The following is an 18,634-nucleotide window of genomic DNA, read 5'->3' as shown; positions in this document are numbered from 1 at the left end:
TAAATTTTAGAAATCATGAAAGTTTTATCAATTAAATTACTTCTGCCAGTGGCTGCTTTTGTACTGGCTTCTGCAGGAGCAGTGAGCACCAGCAACTCAGTGAGTGCTATCAAGACTACAGATGTTCAGGGATGGAAAAGAATCGCACCTTCTAACTGTGAGCCTGTACGTGAGTGTAATAATATAAGCGAAGCTTTTTGTGTTGATGCATCCAATAATCAAATGTATGGAAAACCAACACCTGCTTCCGATTGTACTGAATTGCTTACGCATCAGCCTTAATATCATCGATTAAGGCTGAGAAATCAAGCAGACAATAATTTTTTATTGTCTGCTTTTTTTATTGTAATCCTTTCTTAATCCAATCTTTTGGAGGCTCATTTTTTAAATAAAAAGCCAGCCAATCATTAAGACGATTATATAAATCAATCTGGCTTTTTTTAAGCATTAAAGAGTGTGATTCTGTTGGATACATAAGTAAAATGCCTTTTTTCTCCAATCTTCTTAACGCGAGATATAATGCAACACTTTGATCAGGATTTACCTGTCTGTCTTCAGCTCCAGACCAAATTAACATTGGAGTTTTTATACTTTCCACATAAGTTGATGGAGAATTTCGTTCATAATTTTCTCTTCCTTCAAATAAGGAAGTACCCATTCTCCACTGCTGTGATTCAAATCTCCATAATTCAGGTTTTCCTGCACTTTCACTTATTGATAAATACATCCTTTCCAAATCAAAAATTGACACTCCTGAAATAGCTGTCTTAAAGAGATTAGTTTGAGTAACGATAAAATTAGTCTCATAACCACCGAAGGATTGTCCCATCAATGCTATCCTTTCTTTATCTATTATTCCTGATTCTATTACTTTTTTAGTCGCAGCCAGTACACAATCGACAGCGGAGAAACCAGTGTCACCGATTTTATATTTAATGTCAGGCATTAAAACAAAATAGCCTGCTGCTGTGAGGGACGAGAGATTAAATCCTGTCAAATTATATCGGGAAGGATTGGTATAATATAGATTCCTATAGCTGAGCTCTTCATATACGAATACAAGCATTGGATAATTACTTGTAGCGTCATAATTAAAAGGATAATACAAAGTTCCATTCAACTCCTCATTTGCTGAATTTTTGTACTTTATGAATTCCTGTCTGCCCCAATTATAATTAAAATGATGCATATTACTTTGGAAGACCAGTTTTTTTTCCTGTGTGTTAGGGTTTAGATAAACGAGACTTGGAGGAGAGTCATAGGACTGAGTTATGTATATAAATTTATCAGCATTAATGGATTTTGATATTTTGGAATGTAAAGATTTACCATAGCTAATCTCTTTGAGCTCTCCTCTGGGAGAAAGTAGAAAAAAACCAGTTTTATTTTCACCTGTAGCGGATAGTGTAATTGGTTTGTCTAAGTCTAGTTCCTGGCCAATATTCCCTGAATTAGGAAAAAAAACTTTCTTGTCATCAGGTACTATTCTGAATTTTATTTTTTTTTCGCTACCTCTGGTTATTTTTGAAGTTTTTTTTCCGTCTATAGAAGCTTTCCAAATATCAAAACGGTCATACAGCAGTATATATTTCTCATCTGAGCTCCAGCCACCTATGCCATATGATTTTTTTCCCTGAGCATATTCTATGTTTTCAAAATTTCTGTTGTCTGTATTGGCAAGTTTTATTTTAACTTTTGTCTTAAAATCATAGACCCACCATTCATTATTGCTTAAGTAAGCAATGTATGTGCCTCTGGACGACATACTGGTGTTGTGCAGGCCCATCTGATGATCTTCAAGAAGTAGATGCTGATAGCCTGTTCTAAGATCTGTAACATAGTAGTCTACTTTTCGATTTTCGTCGTATTGTGGTTTGCCCTTATTAAAGCCAAAGACCAAGGCAAAATCTTTTGAACTGTTCAGGGTACAGTAAGGTCTGTCCTTGTCTGTTATTTTTAGAAATATTGCGTTTTGAGGCTGCCATGAAACTGTAATAAGCGTATTGTCTAATTCTCCTGAATGCACTTTTTCTGAATAGACAACTGCATCATTCGTGTTCCAAATTTGGACCGGATCGAGAATTTCAGATTTGAGCGTTTTAGAAATATTGAATATCAAACGGCTGTCGTCTGGGGAGATGGTTAAAGTATTAGGTATTGCGCTTACTTGAAATCCCTCAGGGAAGTCCTCTGTACTCTGAGGAATAAATTCGGAAAGTTTATTTTGCTTAACCAAATAATGAAATAACTTGTTTTGGTTTTGTTTACTGTTTTGAGCCAAAAATGCAAGTGAGCCGCTGCTTTCGCTCCACGTTAAATTGGAATAAATTTCCTGGCTTCCTTCCAAAATTTTAAATTTTGAAATTACTGCGCCAAGTTTAATTAATAAAATACTTTTAATCTCTTGGTTATCAATAAAGCCAACCAAAGCATTACCAAAATTATTCATTTTGTATTCCTTAACCCCTACAATCATCTCTAGAATTTTGCCTTCAAAATTTCTTATCAACAACAAGTTTTCCTTTTTGTTTTGTTCTAATGTTATTAGATATCGATTATCTGCTGAGACAGAATATTTTTGGATACTATCTAGTTTTATAAGTGTTCCTTTTTCTAAATCAAGTAAGTGCAGTGATCTTGTTTTGTCTAAAAAAATGAAAAGCTTTTCATTAATAAACATACCTTCATTTGCATTAGGGAATTGAAAGCTGATTTTATTTTCGACGCTTTTCACGAAAAGTGTGTCTGGGGCGTCGTCATACTTCATGCAGTAAGAAGCCCAGTCTCCTTTTTTTGAAAGTGATTGATTCATCAAAGTGCCCCACTTACTGTAATCAGAAACTGTTATATTCTTTTTTAATTTTACCTGACCGCTTAAGGTATAAGCGAATAGTAATAAAATAAGATTTAAAACTCTAAAGTTGTAAATGCAGCAAAAAATCTTTTGTGTATTGAAAAATAGACTCATATTAATATCCAGGATTTTGAGGAGTTAAAAATGGATTTGAGTTCATTTCGGACAAGGGAAGTGGCCAAAGTGAATCTGTTGTGTTCCATCCAGTTTTTGTACCTAAAACATTCTCTAACTGATTCCATCTTTTTAGATCAAAAAAACGATGCCCGAATTCGCTGAATAATTCAACTCTTCTTTCATGTTCTATCGCTTTCAGTATATCATTATGAGAAACTGCGGTAGTTCCTGATAATCCGGCACGATTGCGGATTACATTTAAATCTTCAACTGCGCCGTTCAGCTCTCCTTGCATGGCTCGGGCTTCAGCCCGGATTAAGTATTGTTCTTCAAGTCTCAGTACTATAGAATTTTCCTGAGTGACAGCTGTATTGTTGTTTTGTTTGTATTTAAAAGGATGGTACCATGTGTTGTTTCCATTTGTAACGGTTTTTATCCATGAAGTTTTTCTTAAATCATTTGTTTCAAACTGACTAATTAAACTTTCAGTAAGCGAAACCCTGGAAGGCGGACCCGCCTGAAAAATAAAGGTAGCACCTTGATAGGTATTGGCACCATTTGGGCCGGCTGATAACTGCCATATTGTGGCCGGGCTGTCTTTTAAAAATACAGTATTGAGATTAGTACCAATACTATACAACGATTTTTCATTTAAAACAGCCGACGCCATTGTTTGAGCTTCTTCGTAATTATTATTATACAAATAAACTCTTGCCAGTACTGAATGAACTGCTGAACGATTTGGACGGATTCTGTCCGATTGGCTGTATGTTTTTCCAAGCAAACTCGCTGCATCTTTCAAGTCATTAATTACTTTTTGATTTACTTGGGTGCTGTTTATTCTCACTGCATTTTTATTTTTATTATAGTCTGTTGTAGTAATGTAAGGCACATCACCATATAGATTAACAAGATGGAAGTGTAGAAAGCCGCGGAGAAATAAAGCTTCTCCATTTAATTGTTTTTTTACATCTTGTGATAGTGCAGTTGAATTTTCAACTCCTTCTATTACTGCATTTACTGCATATATCTGGCTGTATGTCCTGTTCCATATATTTGATATGTATGTCATTGATGGGGATAATGTATTGGAATAAAAAGGTGCTGTTGTATAAATTCCATCTTCAAATGAAATGAGCTCGTCTGCATAAGTTCCCAAAAGACAGGAAAGGCCATTAATTTTTCCAGTAATTAAACCCTGTTCTCGCATCTGCGCATAAATATCAGTCATAGCAGCGTTTGCCGTGGCAGCATCCCTATAGACGGACTCAGTGATCAATTGTGAATTAGGCTGTTCTATTTCGACAAAATTGTCACAACTATAACTAATGGTTAATAATCCACAGATTATTAGCTTTATATAGTAAACTTTCTTAAAAAAATATTTTTTCATAAGTAACTGCTTTTGATATTAAAATGTAAACTGCATTCCAAGAGAATAAATCCGCAGAGGCGGTAATGTACCCCCTATTGTAAATTCAGGATCCGCTCCCTTATAAGAAGTTATTGTAAAAAGATTTTGTGCCTGAAATGATAGACGGCAGCCCATATTAGGTGTTAACTCTTTAGGGAAATTGTAGGATAGCGAGACGTTTTTAAGCCTTATAAATGAAGCATCACTTACAGCCCCCGTACTTAAACTGAAGAATTCACTACGTTGTGAGGCTGATTGATTTGTGTTTGTTGCATATCTCTGATAGGGCGCTATATCTCCGGGCTGACTCCAGCTGTCAACGTATTCAGTTGGTTTATTGGCGAAATGTCCTGCCGAGCGCTGGGCATTAGCAAAATTAAAGTTCTCTTGTTTCACAAATTGAAAAAGAAAGTCCAGCTGCAGTCCTTTAAAAGTAAGTTGATTGTTCAATCCTCCGTAAAATTCAGGATTGAAATCCCTAACTGTTTCGCGATCATATTCATAGGAAATGATTCCATCACCGTTTACATCTTCAAATTGATAAAGACCTGTTTGGGGATCAACGGATTTGAAGTTAAATAATTTTCGAATTGTAGTTGGCTGGCCCACTAGAAATTGACTTCTATAACTTGAGTTTTCTAAACCGGGAAATGAGAGAAGTTTATTACCTGCTTTAGTTATATTGAAGTCAGCCGTCCATGTGAAATTTTTGGTTTTAAAAGGATTTAGACGTAAGGTTACTTCCAGTCCATAATTTTCCACTTCTGCATTGAGGTTCTGCTGAATTGAAGCAAATCCGGTAGTTCCGGGAAGAGGTAAGCCAACCAGTTGGTTAGAAGACCGGTTTTTATAGTAGGAGGTTGTTAGAAAAATCCTGTCGCCTAGAAAACCCAGTTCCAAGGAACCTTCCCACTTTTTATTTGTTTCCCAGCTAAAATCAGGGTTGTATAAACGGGCAGGAAGCAGGCCAATGACGCCTCCGTAATTTAAGTTGGAACTTGCGTAGGTGTCTAGAAATTGATAGTCTCCAATCTGGTCACTTCCAGTTGTTCCATAGCTTGTGCGCAATTTTCCAAAACTTAAAAAATTAAGTTTATTTTTTGCAAATTCTTCATTTGTAAATATCCAGGCAAGCCCTGCTGCTCCAAAAGTTGAAAACTGTTTATCAGGACCAAATCGGCTTGAACCGTCCCTTCTGGCAGTCAGATTAATTATATATTTGCTGTCATAGGTGTAGTTTAAACGCCCAAAAAAGGCTTGATATTTATAGATGATTTCATCGTTATTCAGAATAACGGTCTGAGATGCTGATGAAGTGTTATAAAGCAGACTGTTACTTGAAAATCCGCTGGAGAGAAATGCTAATTTCTCGCTTTTTTGATTTTGATATGTTGCACCTGCAAGAATGTCTAATGAAGAGCGTCCAAAAGTTTTATTCCAGTTTAGCTGCGGTTCAACAATCCAGGAGTTTCTATTAAACTGATTTTGATAAATTGATGATTGCTGACTGGTAAGATTAAATGATGGATTATACATTGTGGAAGGAAGTGAGCGACTGTCAATATTTTTTAAGTCTGTAAATCCAAAATTGGACTTAATTAAAAGGTTGTCAATTATTTTATAAGAAATGACAGAATTCGCGATCAAATCCGTTGTGTTTGCTAAACTTTTGCTTTGTAGATTTGCTAGGGGATTCTCCCAAGTATTGTTTTCCCAGTTCAAGTTTCCATATTGGTCGTATAAATTTGGAGCATTCGGTGCAAGCTGACGTGATAAGGTTACAAAATCTATCCACGGAAGATCATTGTCTTGTGCAATATAACTTGCTGAAAAATTAAAAATGAAGCGATTGTCTACTGACTTATGATTAAAACTAAATCGGCCACCGCCTTTTTTATATAAAAAATCGCCGGGATAAACACTGCTTTCGGTTCTGTAATTCCCGCTAAAGAGGTATCGTGATTGTTCAGTGCCACCACTTGCGGTGGCTTGGATGAAAAATGTTTCAGCCGTCCCGCCAATAAGCTCTTTTTGCCAATCGGTGTAGCGGTTCTGATCCCATGTTCCGTTCACATCATAGGCATTAGCAGGGTATGTTGTAATTCCGTCATTAGCAAATGCCTCCCTGCGCATATTAAGATATTGGTCAGTGTTCATCGTTGTCATCATTTTTGTTACTTTACCAAATGAATGGTTAGTGTCAATGTTGAAAGTGGTTTTTCCTGTTTTTCCTTTTTTTGTGGTTATCAAAACTACTCCGTTCGCACCTCTTGAACCGTAGATTGCAGTTGCATCAGCATCTTTAAGCACTTCAATGCTCTCAATATCATTCGGGTTAATGCTGGCCAAAGGATTGCCGTCACCGGGAATTGAAGTAGAAGTCTGTCGGTCGCTGATAGGATCACTGGAGTATGGAACGCCATCGATGAGGTAAAATGGTGAATTTGCACCGGTCCTAAGACTATTAAGTCCCCGGATATTAATTTGAAAGCCGCCGCCTGCAATACCGCTTTCCTGAACTACATTTACACCGGCCATCCGACCCTGCATGGTTCCCACAATATTCGTTATAGGCTGTGTTCCTATTTCCTTGGATGTGATTCTGGCAATGCTTCCGGTTCGTTCCTTGTCTTTTACAGAGTAATAACCCGCATTCACTATTACTTCCTGCAATGTTTTTGTATCAGTTGATAGTATAATATTCACAACTGAACGTCCCTGAATGGGAATTAGAGAAGTTTTAAAACCTATATATGATACTACCAGAGTGTCATATGGAGAGCAAGAGAGTGAGAACTGACCGCTGTAATCGGAAATTACTGCATTGTTTTTTTTATTTTTAATAGAAATGGTTACGCCAGGTAAGGGATTAGTACCATCGTTGACAGTGCCTTGAACCTTATGTTGTTGTGGCGATAATTTGCCTTGCCGAGAGTTATTTTTGGCAGACAGTGGCGAAAAAGATATAAGAAAACCTAGAAAAATTAGGCAATAGATATCTGTTCCACCCTTGGAAAATGAAAAATTATTCATAATTTCGGGATTGGTTAGTTAAATATGATTTGATTAGCTACGGTCCTCTACGTCAGTTAGTCGCTACAGTAGAGGGTCATTTTTTATATTATAGAAAGAATATTAAATCTTCAATTTATATACTCGTTAATTTATTTCATTGGCATTTAAGTTTAAAAGTTTACTGATTGAGAAGCCACACTGCTTCTCCATATTGCAGCTAGGTTTGGGCAGTGTGTTTCTCAACTAACTAATTCAAAAATTGTTAATAATTACGAGACTTAGAAAGATGAGCATTTGCTGAGAATGGAAGCGGAGTAGTGCCTAGAGTTTAGAAAAAAAGGCGTGGAACTCAGCTTATGTCGACTTAAGGTACTGGTATACCCGCACACGAATAAGTGAGCCCACGCCAATGACGTGAGCATCTTACTTATCTTCCCGTGTGCAAAAATTACCAGTTTCTAAGTCGGGATTCAAAGCGAATGCTTCAAATATTTTAATGAAGTATCGCAAAAATACATTAAAAATGTATTTATATATCATTGCAAATATACAAATTTCATTTACACATGTGTAATTGTAACCGTATTTTTTTATTACTCAATTTGTTAGTATGAGAAAGCAGATAAAAATAGAAGAACTAACAAAGGCGATTACTGTTGTAATAACTAAACTTTACACGCAACGTGGAAAGGCTATTTTAGGGGAAAATAATGAATATTATGCTGAGATAGGAAAGAATCTTGGTCTAGAAAGGTATGCATCAAGTGATCACAATGTTACTTGTAGTAAATTATTTGCTATATGTGACTATTTGGAAATTTCGTTGTCTGATTTTTTTAAATTAGTTGAAGATGAGGATAATAATTTGAAATTTAGTAAAAAAAATAAAGGTAATCTTGTGAAAAAGGGTTACGGACTAGAAAAATAAAAAAAGATGCTTCGGCATCTTTTTTTATACTCAGTGAAATTCAAAACAGGTATTTATACGGTAACCTTTTTATTACTAAAAAGAATAAATTTGCAACAATTAATGATACGGATTACGGAAATCCGTAATGTAAAATGAAAGTGCCTTTGTACATTTGATAAAGTAAAATAGGATGGTAAAAATTTTAACAAAATCAGAATCCTTTAAGCTTTTTAGTGATGATATAAATGAGTTATCCCTAATTTACCACAGAAATGGATAATTATAATTAAAACTGACAAACTGACTAGGGAAATACAATTAAATAAACTTAAAAAAACTATGACGCCTTTAGAAAAAATTTTAGAATGGTTTGATGCACAGGACCTCAAAATTAAAAGTGATTTCGTTCCTATTTGCTCACATTTTCATACTAATGAGAATATACAATTAGAATTCGATAGAGAAAAACAAATTGAATTTTTCAGAGAATATATCAAAGAGGAGAACCTGAAACCAATAGAAGTGGTAAGACGAACATTATTTTTAAAATCATTATTTAACTTTACAATGGATAGTAGAGATAGTGAAGAAGGGTGGGAAGAAGCACGAAAAATAAATAAAAAGATAAACGACGAATTGGAAAGTGAAGGTAAAGGTTTTGGTACTTATGATACTTTTATGTTGGATTATGAAGAACGTAAATCAAAATGGATTGATTGGTCTAATAAATGGAAACTTCTTCTTAACTCAAATTTATCCGATAAAGCTGTAGGTGATTGGTATTTTTTATCAATCAGAAAATAATTAATTCTAATATTTATTTTTGTCGTACTCAGAGCCGGTATAATTTTAGCTATTAGTATTTATACACGCTCTTAAAAAAAACTGGGCATAAGAGCTACAACGGATTTGGATAATTTGATTAATGGAAAGTTGTTTTGTATTTGGAATGATTTGGTAAATACGAAGAATGGACTTATACTACCAAAACCTTAAGCGGCGTAACTTTCCAGACAGGGGGAAAACGATAAAATGCCCATACAGCATATTTAACGTTAATTTTAATAGCTTTAGGTAATCAAAGACCACAAAACAGACCACGCGCGACAGGAAATCTATCAGGACCAGGAAGAGGAAATAATCCACCAAGTACTCTTTCCAAACCGCCGACACCGAAACTTTCTAAATAAATTGGAAGGAAAATTAGTAAATAACAGTGATTTTTACAAAATATAAATTACTTTTTATTTTTTTACGAAAATTTTTGATGAAAACTTTGGAGAAAGTAGAAACTTCAAAGCCGAACTGAAAGGAAAAAACAGTTTTGATGAAAACAGAAAATGACTATCAGAATGAATCTATAAAGTAACTATTTGCAAAATAAAAAATAATAAAACTGATCTTTATCTAAATGAAAATACAAAGTGGAAAATAATCAGAATTAAAAAGGTTTTACGTTTGTTTTTACGCCGCTTAACATACGTGTCACACTATTTGTAATCTTAGTGGAATTATCGTTTTACTTCGTATTTTCGTTTAGCCGAAAATACTCAGTTTCATAAGTTACAAACTGAGTGAGAGGCTAGAATGTTAGCTGTAATAATAAATCTAACAACACAATAAAAAACTAAATGAGAGCAATTGCAGATAAATTAATTAGAATTGAAAAAATAGTCACAAAATTTGAAGATTTTCGAGAAGAATTTATTGCTTGCGAGGCTAGACTAAAAAAAATACTATCTGATATCATCCAGGATTATTCAGAAGAATTTAATTTATCTAAACATGATAGTGTTAAAAAGTTAAAATTCTATACTGTTGTTTCTAGAGTAAAAGAACCAAATAGTCTGTCTGAAAAACTAATTAGAAACAATGATTATAACGTGTTTGATCCAATTTTAGAAAATGTAGAAAACTTTAATCAAGTCGAACTTAAGTCGAAACTAAAAGAAGTTGAGGATATTATTGGTGTCAAAATTTTAACTGATTTAAATATTGACACAATCAATATGTATAAGTTAATTACTTCGTCAAATTTTATCACAAATGCTAGAGGTAAAGGCATTGAATTAAATGAAGATGATCTAAAAAAGCAACCTGTTCGAATGCAGAATGGATTAAACATATATAAAATAAGATGTCAATTTGAAGATTGGAAGTTTGAACTACAAATCAAAAGTAAACTTGAATCAGCTTGGGGAGATATGGAACACTCGATCTTCTATAAAGATTACAAAGTAACGCCTGTCAGAGATCTAGCACAACAATCAATGAACCATATTGGGAAACTATTAATTGAAATTGATGGTTTTCTTCAAGAAATTAGAAGTGCTAACGATAATTTTTCAATCAACTCTCGAGTTATTTTATTCATCAATCAATTTGAGGAAAATTATTCTAGAACAATTCGAGAAAAACTAAATGGCATACCATATAATTTTAAAAAAATTGCTTCAATTTGTTATAATATAAGTCAGGTAAATTCTAATATTCTAGATAATGTAGATATAAATACAGACTATCAATCAATAGAGCTAGAAAAATTTAGTTTCTATATAAAATATCGAAATGAAAATTTTGACCTTCAAATTTTTGAATCAATAATTCTCTCAAATCTTGACACTCCTATAGATCAAAAAAATTTAGAGAATAACTTAGATAATTATTTTACTTTAATAAAACAATCTTATATTAAAATGATTACTGAAAATAGACTAATTCAGGATGAAGAATTAGCATTGTTTATTGTAGAAACCATTTTCAAAGCTTGTTTAAGCTATGATTGTAAAGAATATATATTAAATACTAAGGATTTATACACTCACATTGATAATCTAAAAATTCTAATAGATGCAATTGAAGTTTTAGAATTAGATCAAGACATAATTGAACAAATTATTTCAGTTTACTCAATTCATACCTTTAATGGTAACATCTATGATTATTGTCAAACCATTGATAAAGATCAATTGACACAAAAACTTGAGCAAACAAAAAATGAAATAGAAAAATTATCTATTGACTCCAAAAGTTCAATTACTTCAAATCTGTCAAAACTAATAAGTAGCTTAAATTAAATTATGAATTTCCCAGGTATCAAATATAAGCAATCAAAATATGATCTAGTTTCAACGGTATTACCATTCGGTCTAACTAACCGTTTAAGTAATACTCTAATATATGGCATTGATGAGGGGGGATATCAAAGAGCCCAAGATGAAAAACATTACTTAAACATTAAAAAATACATTGAAACAAAAGATTTTATATTTCCTAATTCAATCATTTTGGCTATAGATGAAACAAGATTAAAAGATATTGTCAAGGAAGACAAAGGAGATGGTATTGTATATTTTAATTTTGAAAAAATTGACAGCCAGATTTTTAGAGTTGTCGACGGTCAGCATAGACTATTAGGTCTTGAAAATGCATTGAAAAATGATTCATCTCTAAATGACTTGGGTTTACAAATATCCATAATTATTACTCCTGAAAACAAGAGATCCATCGAAATGGAAATATTTAGTAACATTAACTCAAAAGCAAAAAGATTAAAAACGGACTTAATTGAACTTGCAAAATATGATTACAGGATCATTGAAAATAAAATAGGTAAAAGTGAATTAACCCAACATATTGCAATAAATACAGCATATTACCTAAATGAAGATTTTACTATTGAAAATGTTTGGCAAAATGCAATAAAAATTGATATTCATTCTGAGTTTAAAATTGGAATTATAGGAGTCAAAGCATTTAGTGAAGCTATTTCAGGAATTATATTAAGTTACATTAATAAGCATTCTAAAATTGTCAGTACATTAGAAAATCAAGAATTAATAGACTTTTCAAGAAATTCTGCTAAAGAAATTAGTAATTTTATTATTGAATCTTGGAAAATTGTAAATAGGAAATGGCCCAACGCTTTTCTTGATCCGCATAAAGTTATTGATATCGATAGCCAATACAAGTCAATCGTTTATAATCCAAGTTTCTATATTCAAAAAACATTAGGTTGCAAATCAATAAATTATATCATTTCTGACCTATTAAAAAATCATTTTGAAAATACTTTTAATAGCAATGTTTTGTCCAATTTTGAGGAAATCATCTTTAAAAGCAGGTTAAATGATTACGACTGGATTTTAGGAAAAACTTTAAGTGGGATTAGTTCAGAATCCGGATTTAATAAAGTCTCAAGAATAATAAAGAATGAAGAAGACTTTGTACGTAAAGAATAAAATGACTATAGCTAACAGCTAATATAGCAGCCGGCTTCGACAATTTTCTTAATATGGAAGTTGATTTTGTATTTGGGAGATTTGGAAATTCGAAAAATAGGCTTAATGCAGTCTCATGTTCACTTTAATACAAGAACGTTCGCAGCAAGTGCCGCAAGTCAACCACTAAGACAATTTACTAGCATCGAAGAATTGAAATATTACGCATTAATTAATTAATTAATTAATTATACATAGCTATGCTATTATGATTAAAACTTAATCACGACAGATGTTGGCGGAATATGAAAAAAGCACCTAAATTAGCAGAGGAAATAGCCAAAAAGATATATTTAGAAACTTACTTCTTTCTAATTTTAAAACCTATGAGTTAATTTATCTTGGTCAAATTGACATTCCCCATAGGCCAGCTCTATGAAATTGTTTGAAAAAATTTAAAGAATATGGTACACTAACATCGTTATAAATTGTATGTAAATCAAGATCAGGTTTTTTTGTATTAGCCCAAGTTGTAACTACCTCTACTTCATCTTTTATATCTTCCCAGAGCGAAATAAAATTCTCCGGTAAGTCTCCAGTGGTCCAAAAACCATTTTCAAGACCATATTTGTCCCACACAAAATCTAAATCTTCTTTGGTCATTCCTCCACTATTAAGTATATGAGAAACACTACCTGTTGAAATTCTTAGCATCAGGGTTGCTCTAGCGATGACAGATAATGGGTTTAATGAATTTGTAGCAGGGTCTATTGTTGTATTAAAAGATTCGACAAATAAATCATGTTGGTCATGAGAAATCATAAAATTGACAAACGATTGTTGAACTGTAAGTCCCATATTAGTTATTGTTTTTCTTACTAAACTTTCAAAAGTATTTGCGAGTTTTACAGAGTTTGTTTGCTGATCGTAAATAATTCTTAATAATTCACGTAATAAATACTTATCGAGTAATTGAAATCTATTGTTTCCTGAAGGTTCAAGAATATCCCAAAAAGAATTTAATTTGTCAATATTTTGATTAAGAGTATAAATATTTTGAGAAACATTTAAATTAGGTGTCTGATAACTCACTATATTTCTTACCTCTCGATCTTTTTTAAAATGATTTATATCAAAATTCCAAGATGATAGCCAATTTTTTAAAACTAAAATCCCAGAATTTGGAGAAGTATAGGGAAAATGAGTCAACCAGTCATTAAAATTCTTCCCATCCACTGTAAACACACCTAAAAGATCAGAGGGATTTGAGGGTTTAACAATAGAGTTTATCCATGTATCTAAACTATTCCAAATGAATTGATGAGTACTAGCATTAATTGAGGTTGCAGTTACTCTATCTCGAGAGGGATTTCGCTGTATACTATTAGTGGCATCAGCTGAAATATAACCATTATTAAATATTCCTATTCCTTCTGAAGAAAGAAAAGACATAGAAGCTCTTAATTCCGAATAATAACCTAAATGAATTGCAATTCTGCTATCTCCTGAAATTAAACCATCAATTGCATGTGATAAATATCCCCAACCATCTAAACAATGTAATAACGCTGTGGATGCTAAAAAAGTGTTGATTTCAGTATTTGACAATACATCAGAACCATCTAAATGATTACTTATTACAGTTTTATAGTCTGGTAATAATAAACGATTAGTAGAGCTAATAACTTGCTGACTGGCTAAAAGAGTACTTTTGATTTGTACAACGCCATCGATAACAGGTATATTTGAAGCTGAGTTTATAAAATTTTCCATTTTTATGATTTTATAAATTCAGAAATTTGATTAGCGTATTTACTTATAATTAAATCCTTTGAGTTAGATATTACACTAGTAAGTTCTTTCCAAATCATTGTATAACCGCTACTACCTTTATAACTCATTTGCTTAAATTTCTGTTCAGGATTGTCACTAAAATCAGATGAACCAGTTCTCCAATCCATTTTTATAATTTCGCGGGAAAGGGATTTTAGAACAGCGTAAATATCATGTTTTTTGAAATCCTGAATAGCTTTATCAATACTATCAGCAAGTATTGTCTTCTCATCTAAATCATCGTCCCAAGCTAATTCGTTAAGATTTAATATTGAATCATCACTTGCAAGAAAGTAAAAGAAATCGTTGAGAAACATTGATACGCCTCTTACTCCTTGATCTCTAGATAAAAAAGAATTTTTTGAAGTGAATGCGGGGTGCATTCCTTCAATTCTGTCATCTTCCTTTTCGGTTTCTCTAATTGATCTTGCCCACAATGGTTCTTCTCGTAGTGTATCTATTTCTTCTTCTTCTTCTTCTTCTGATGGTAAATAGTCATTTAAACTTTCGAGAATTAAGTCCCAGAATAATATTAAAAACCCTGCTTGTTGAGTTCTGTTCCAATTTAATACTTTATTTTTTCCTCCTTGGGTAATTAAGTTAGAGAATAATCCCCCAATTCCTTTATTGCTCGGTTTCTTTAAAAAAGAACTTGTTAAAGTGTTTATAAATGAAGCCTGACTAATATTGCCTTCACCTTCTCCTAACATTTTAATTCGATTTCTCCACGGACTTTCTTTATAGATCCAAAGTGCTTCCACTAATTCCTGAGCTCTATTTTCACGATAAAATGTTAAACCATCATTTAAAGGTTCTAACCAGTTTTGAGTTCTTAGCAAAGGATATAAATCATATCCTAAACTTGTATTGATCTTGACAGGTTTAATATTTATAGTATAAAATAAATATGCTTGCCAAGCCCTGTCTAAGTCATAATATGCGATCACAGGTAATTCGTAATTACCATTTAAATCTTCTTCTTCATCAAATGCCCATAATCGATGCTGTCCATCAATGATTTCAAATGGTTTTAAATTTGGATCCCAATCTTCAGTAAAAACACTATCAGGAATTTTTAAAACAGGAAAGTCGCTATCAATATTTTCAATTTGAATAGAATCTTCTAATTGTAGAGAATATTTTCCCCTCTCAGAATTTGGAGCAAGAATATTTGCAATTATAGCGGTTGGAAGTATTCCTGGCATTTTCAAGTCTTTATACTCTTCGGACTGTCTTTGAGTCTCAGAGATAGTTGACCACGGAAACCCCCCATGAATATAATTATGGATCTCTTGTGACCTACTTTCGTTATGTGGTCTTTGAACAGATAAGTCTTTAATAGAAGAATCGGCGGACTTTCTTCTATGTACGTCTGAAAGGCGTTTTAAAAGGCGGGCATCCATTTTAAACATTATAAAAAATGGGTTGGGCTTTTTTCTCATTTCATCAGCTGCAAAATTTATGTCATCCCATTCTTTTAACCATTGGTCTACTTTATAAGTTGTAATTTTATTATTTTTTTTTAAAGATTCAAGATTGTCTATTAACTTGCTTTTTACCAAAGTTTTACCTTCAGTCCACTCTTTGAATTGGCCCTCTGTCAAACTGACTGCTTTATGAAAATTTAATTCATAGCAAACATCATAAAAATTTTCTCCCTCCCACCCAATAGAGGTTAATCTCTGGATCAATAAATCTTTAAATAATTTACCGACTTCTCCATTTTCATATAAAGGCTTAAAACTATAAGGAACTTCGTCTTTTCTTCTAAAGCTATTTAAAGAAGCCCCCGAAATTACTAATGCACCTCTCATATTTGTAAATTGCTTTCCTGATGCCATTAAGAAAATCCCACCCATTTTGTCATTTGAATACGAATTAGCAAAATTGGATATGTTCTCATAATGTGTAAAAATAAGCCCTAATAAAGCAAATAATCTTTTCTGTTTCGGATGTTTTTGTATTTCAATCCAAATAGGAGGAGTTTCATCAGATAGATTGTGTATGCCTAAAAATTTTTTCAAGCAAACTTCGTCGATTCCTTTTTCCTTATTTTTGAACTTTTGTATTTCTTCTTCACTCGATATAACGTCAATCAGTTGGACTACACTGTATTTTGTCCATGACATTGCTAGTTTTGTTATGTCTAATTTTGCACTCATTTTTTTCTTTTTGCTATAATTAGGTATTCTTTAACTTCTCGTGATTTATCTTCACTTCTTCCCATTGTGCTATGTAAATGATCAATCGATTTAACACTTATATCGTAATTAAAGTCAAAGCTTGAATTTGCAATTTCTACAATTTCATCTAATCGTATCATTCCAGTACTACTATAACTTAAGATAAGTTGCGCTTGTTTTGAATTAATTTTATTAAACATTTTTTCAAATGCAACTCTTACATCTTTACTCTTGCTAAAAGGTGATTGATGGCGATCAGTTCTATATCTGCCTTTATATTTTAATTCAGGATAATCATAATTAACGAGAGTTTCGAGAGCATGATAAAAACGGGAATAGTGAACAAATCCATATGGGGGATCAGCATAAACCGTTGATCCTGTACTTATATCTTTCAAACAATCTAAGTAATCCAAGTTAGTTACTTTGTGGTTAAGATTATTTGTACTTAAGACACTTTTAAGCTCTTCCATTTTCCTTCTAAAATAAAAATCAAAATCTTTTATTCTATATTTTTTTATGTCAAGCATCGAATTTATATCTTTTGCATTTCGATATTGTGCATAGTGACCAGTACTTTGGGAAGTGTATGACATTGCAAAAATTATACTTGATATTATGACATAATGTAAAGGCGTTTCTTTATAATCATCAGCGATCTTTCTAAAAGCATCAATTGCAAGGCACTGATCATAAGACCAGTATGTACCTGAATAATTTTTAATAAATAGATGGTAAGGAGTATTCTCAAAAGTTTCGTTTATTAAACACTTTTGATCATCTTCTAGTTTATTAAATTCTTCTAATGAAGTAATGTTTTCATAATTGAAATTCAGTTTATTAAATTTTTCACCAATTTCTTTTTTATATGCTTGACCTTGATTGATTACAAGATCAATAATATCTTCGGGATAAGTATTCCAATCATGATTTGATAAATATGTTTTAGCAATATATGACGAATAATTTTGAATATCATTAGAATGCATAGAGGCAGTATTTCTTAATGCACCTGATAAAATACAAGTTCCAGCGAAAAGGTCACAGATTTCTTCACCTCTGTGTATTTCAGCAATATTGTCTATAACAAACTTTAGTATATTTCTTTTAGAACCCATATACTTAGTGATGTGAGGTACATCACTATCAAAGATCAATTTTTTAGTTTTCTTTTTAGATATTAAATTCAATTATATATTCTTGAGGTTAGTATTTTTCAATTATCAAATATAGTGATTGAAGTTGAACAAAATTTGTAATGCATATTATAAATTTTTTTGACGTTGATTTTGTATCCTTTTTGATTATTTTTGAAATATAATACACAAATTACCTTGTCGACATCTGTTGGGAATTTCTGTAAATTAATTTAGGCATATAATGAAGTTAATTATACACTAACATTTATATAAATGGAAATTGGAAAAATTTAAATTTAAAATAATTGTACTTCGATCAAAGTTCCAAACTCAGGTCCTTAATTTAACTGGAGAAATTATTTATTTTACAGAAATTTTTGATGCGAAAGAAGATTCAATTAATGCCGCTAAAGATTGGGTGTTTTGGTTCCAAAATGCACCATCGAATAATGCAATTTCGATATATTATATACTTGCAATACCTGATAATTGGATGGGTGGTTCAATTAACAAAAACCCTTATGATGGGTTGCAAGTTAAAATAGGAATAACAAAAAACGTTCGGCAAAGGATTCGAAGCCTTAAAACAGGTTCAGAAAGCAAATTAATAATTCATGCAATGGAACCTGGTAGTAGAAAAAAAGAATTAGAGCTTCATAAAAAATTTGAATCTGATAGGAGGCAGGGTGAATGGTTTGCATGTTCGTTACTGATATATAAGCATATTATGGAAACCTGGAAAAAAAATATACTTTTACCTCCAGAATATCAAGCGGAACTTCTTAATTTATCTGAAAGAATAAGAATTTATCGTTCCATAAGAAAAGATGGGAAAACATTCGATATGATTAATCCATCTGTAAATGACGAATGGAACGGAAGTGTATTTTTGGATTTAACTTACAGTAATATTGCGGACAATATGTGAATTATAAGGTCAACTAGCCAT

Annotated in this window: 12 protein-coding genes; 6 read left to right on the top strand and 6 right to left on the bottom strand. The window is 32.3% G+C overall.

Going from position 1 to position 18,634, the window contains the following annotated elements; genetic code table 11:
• The first annotated feature begins 15 nt into the window (after positions 1-15).
• A complete protein-coding gene (locus L1276_RS04380) occupies positions 16-282 on the top strand; it encodes a DUF6520 family protein (protein ID WP_229987589.1) in 267 nt (88 codons plus the stop codon).
• Positions 283-340: 58 nt separating this feature from the next.
• On the opposite strand, the gene L1276_RS25340 is transcribed toward L1276_RS04380, so the two are convergent.
• The 3 genes from L1276_RS25340 to L1276_RS04365 form a co-directional block, all read right to left on the bottom strand.
• Positions 341-2,734: a prolyl oligopeptidase family serine peptidase gene (locus tag L1276_RS25340; protein WP_253785817.1), complete on the bottom strand. Its 2,394-nt coding sequence runs from the start codon at positions 2,732-2,734 to the stop codon at positions 341-343.
• 235 nt (positions 2,735-2,969) lie between these two features.
• Entirely contained in the window at positions 2,970-4,364 is a 1,395-nt protein-coding gene (locus L1276_RS04370; RefSeq protein ID WP_253785816.1) for a RagB/SusD family nutrient uptake outer membrane protein, read from the bottom strand.
• Between the two features lie 18 nt (positions 4,365-4,382).
• Positions 4,383-7,418, bottom strand: a complete 3,036-nt coding sequence (locus L1276_RS04365) for a SusC/RagA family TonB-linked outer membrane protein (protein WP_253785815.1) — start codon at positions 7,416-7,418, stop codon at positions 4,383-4,385.
• Between the two features lie 592 nt (positions 7,419-8,010).
• Here L1276_RS04365 and L1276_RS04360 point away from each other — a divergent pair.
• From L1276_RS04360 to L1276_RS04345, 4 genes are all read left to right on the top strand, one after another.
• Positions 8,011-8,328 carry a hypothetical protein gene (locus L1276_RS04360; RefSeq protein ID WP_253785814.1) on the top strand — a complete coding sequence of 106 codons (318 nt, stop codon included), beginning with the start codon at positions 8,011-8,013 and terminating at the stop codon, positions 8,326-8,328.
• A gap of 321 nt (positions 8,329-8,649) precedes the next feature.
• Positions 8,650-9,114: a hypothetical protein gene (locus L1276_RS04355; protein ID WP_253785813.1), complete on the top strand. Its 465-nt coding sequence runs from the start codon at positions 8,650-8,652 to the stop codon at positions 9,112-9,114.
• An 827-nt stretch (positions 9,115-9,941) separates the two neighbouring features.
• The gene (locus L1276_RS04350; RefSeq protein WP_253785812.1) at positions 9,942-11,387 is read left to right on the top strand and encodes a hypothetical protein; all 1,446 of its coding nucleotides are present in this window, start codon (positions 9,942-9,944) and stop codon (positions 11,385-11,387) included.
• A 3-nt stretch (positions 11,388-11,390) separates the two neighbouring features.
• Positions 11,391-12,551 carry a DGQHR domain-containing protein gene (locus L1276_RS04345; RefSeq protein WP_253785811.1) on the top strand — a complete coding sequence of 387 codons (1,161 nt, stop codon included), beginning with the start codon at positions 11,391-11,393 and terminating at the stop codon, positions 12,549-12,551.
• Positions 12,552-12,935: 384 nt separating this feature from the next.
• Here the strand turns inward: L1276_RS04345 and L1276_RS04340 are convergent, their stop codons facing one another.
• The 3 genes from L1276_RS04340 to L1276_RS04330 are packed head-to-tail and all read right to left on the bottom strand — an operon-like array spanning position 12,936 to position 17,736.
• The gene (locus tag L1276_RS04340; protein ID WP_253785809.1) at positions 12,936-14,303 is read right to left on the bottom strand and encodes a hypothetical protein; all 1,368 of its coding nucleotides are present in this window, start codon (positions 14,301-14,303) and stop codon (positions 12,936-12,938) included.
• Positions 14,304-14,305: 2 nt separating this feature from the next.
• Positions 14,306-16,525 (bottom strand): DGQHR domain-containing protein, encoded by a 2,220-nt coding sequence (locus tag L1276_RS04335; protein WP_253785807.1) that lies wholly within the window; start codon positions 16,523-16,525, stop codon positions 14,306-14,308.
• Complete coding sequence (locus tag L1276_RS04330; RefSeq protein ID WP_253785805.1) at positions 16,522-17,736, bottom strand: DNA adenine methylase; 1,215 nt, start codon at positions 17,734-17,736, stop codon at positions 16,522-16,524. Before L1276_RS04330 ends, L1276_RS04335 begins: the two co-directional genes overlap by 4 nt.
• Before the next feature lie 229 nt (positions 17,737-17,965).
• On the opposite strand from L1276_RS04330, the gene L1276_RS04325 reads away from it, so the two are divergent.
• A complete protein-coding gene (locus L1276_RS04325) occupies positions 17,966-18,613 on the top strand; it encodes a GIY-YIG nuclease family protein (protein WP_253785803.1) in 648 nt (215 codons plus the stop codon).
• The last annotated feature ends 21 nt before the right edge of the window (positions 18,614-18,634 follow it).

It is taken from the genome of Flavobacterium sp. HSC-32F16, from assembly GCF_024171645.1.
In the GTDB taxonomy this organism is placed as follows: Bacteria; Bacteroidota; Bacteroidia; order Flavobacteriales; family Flavobacteriaceae; genus Flavobacterium.
The sequence above is the reverse complement of the archived record's forward strand: the minus strand, read 5'-3'. Positions and strand labels throughout refer to the sequence as shown.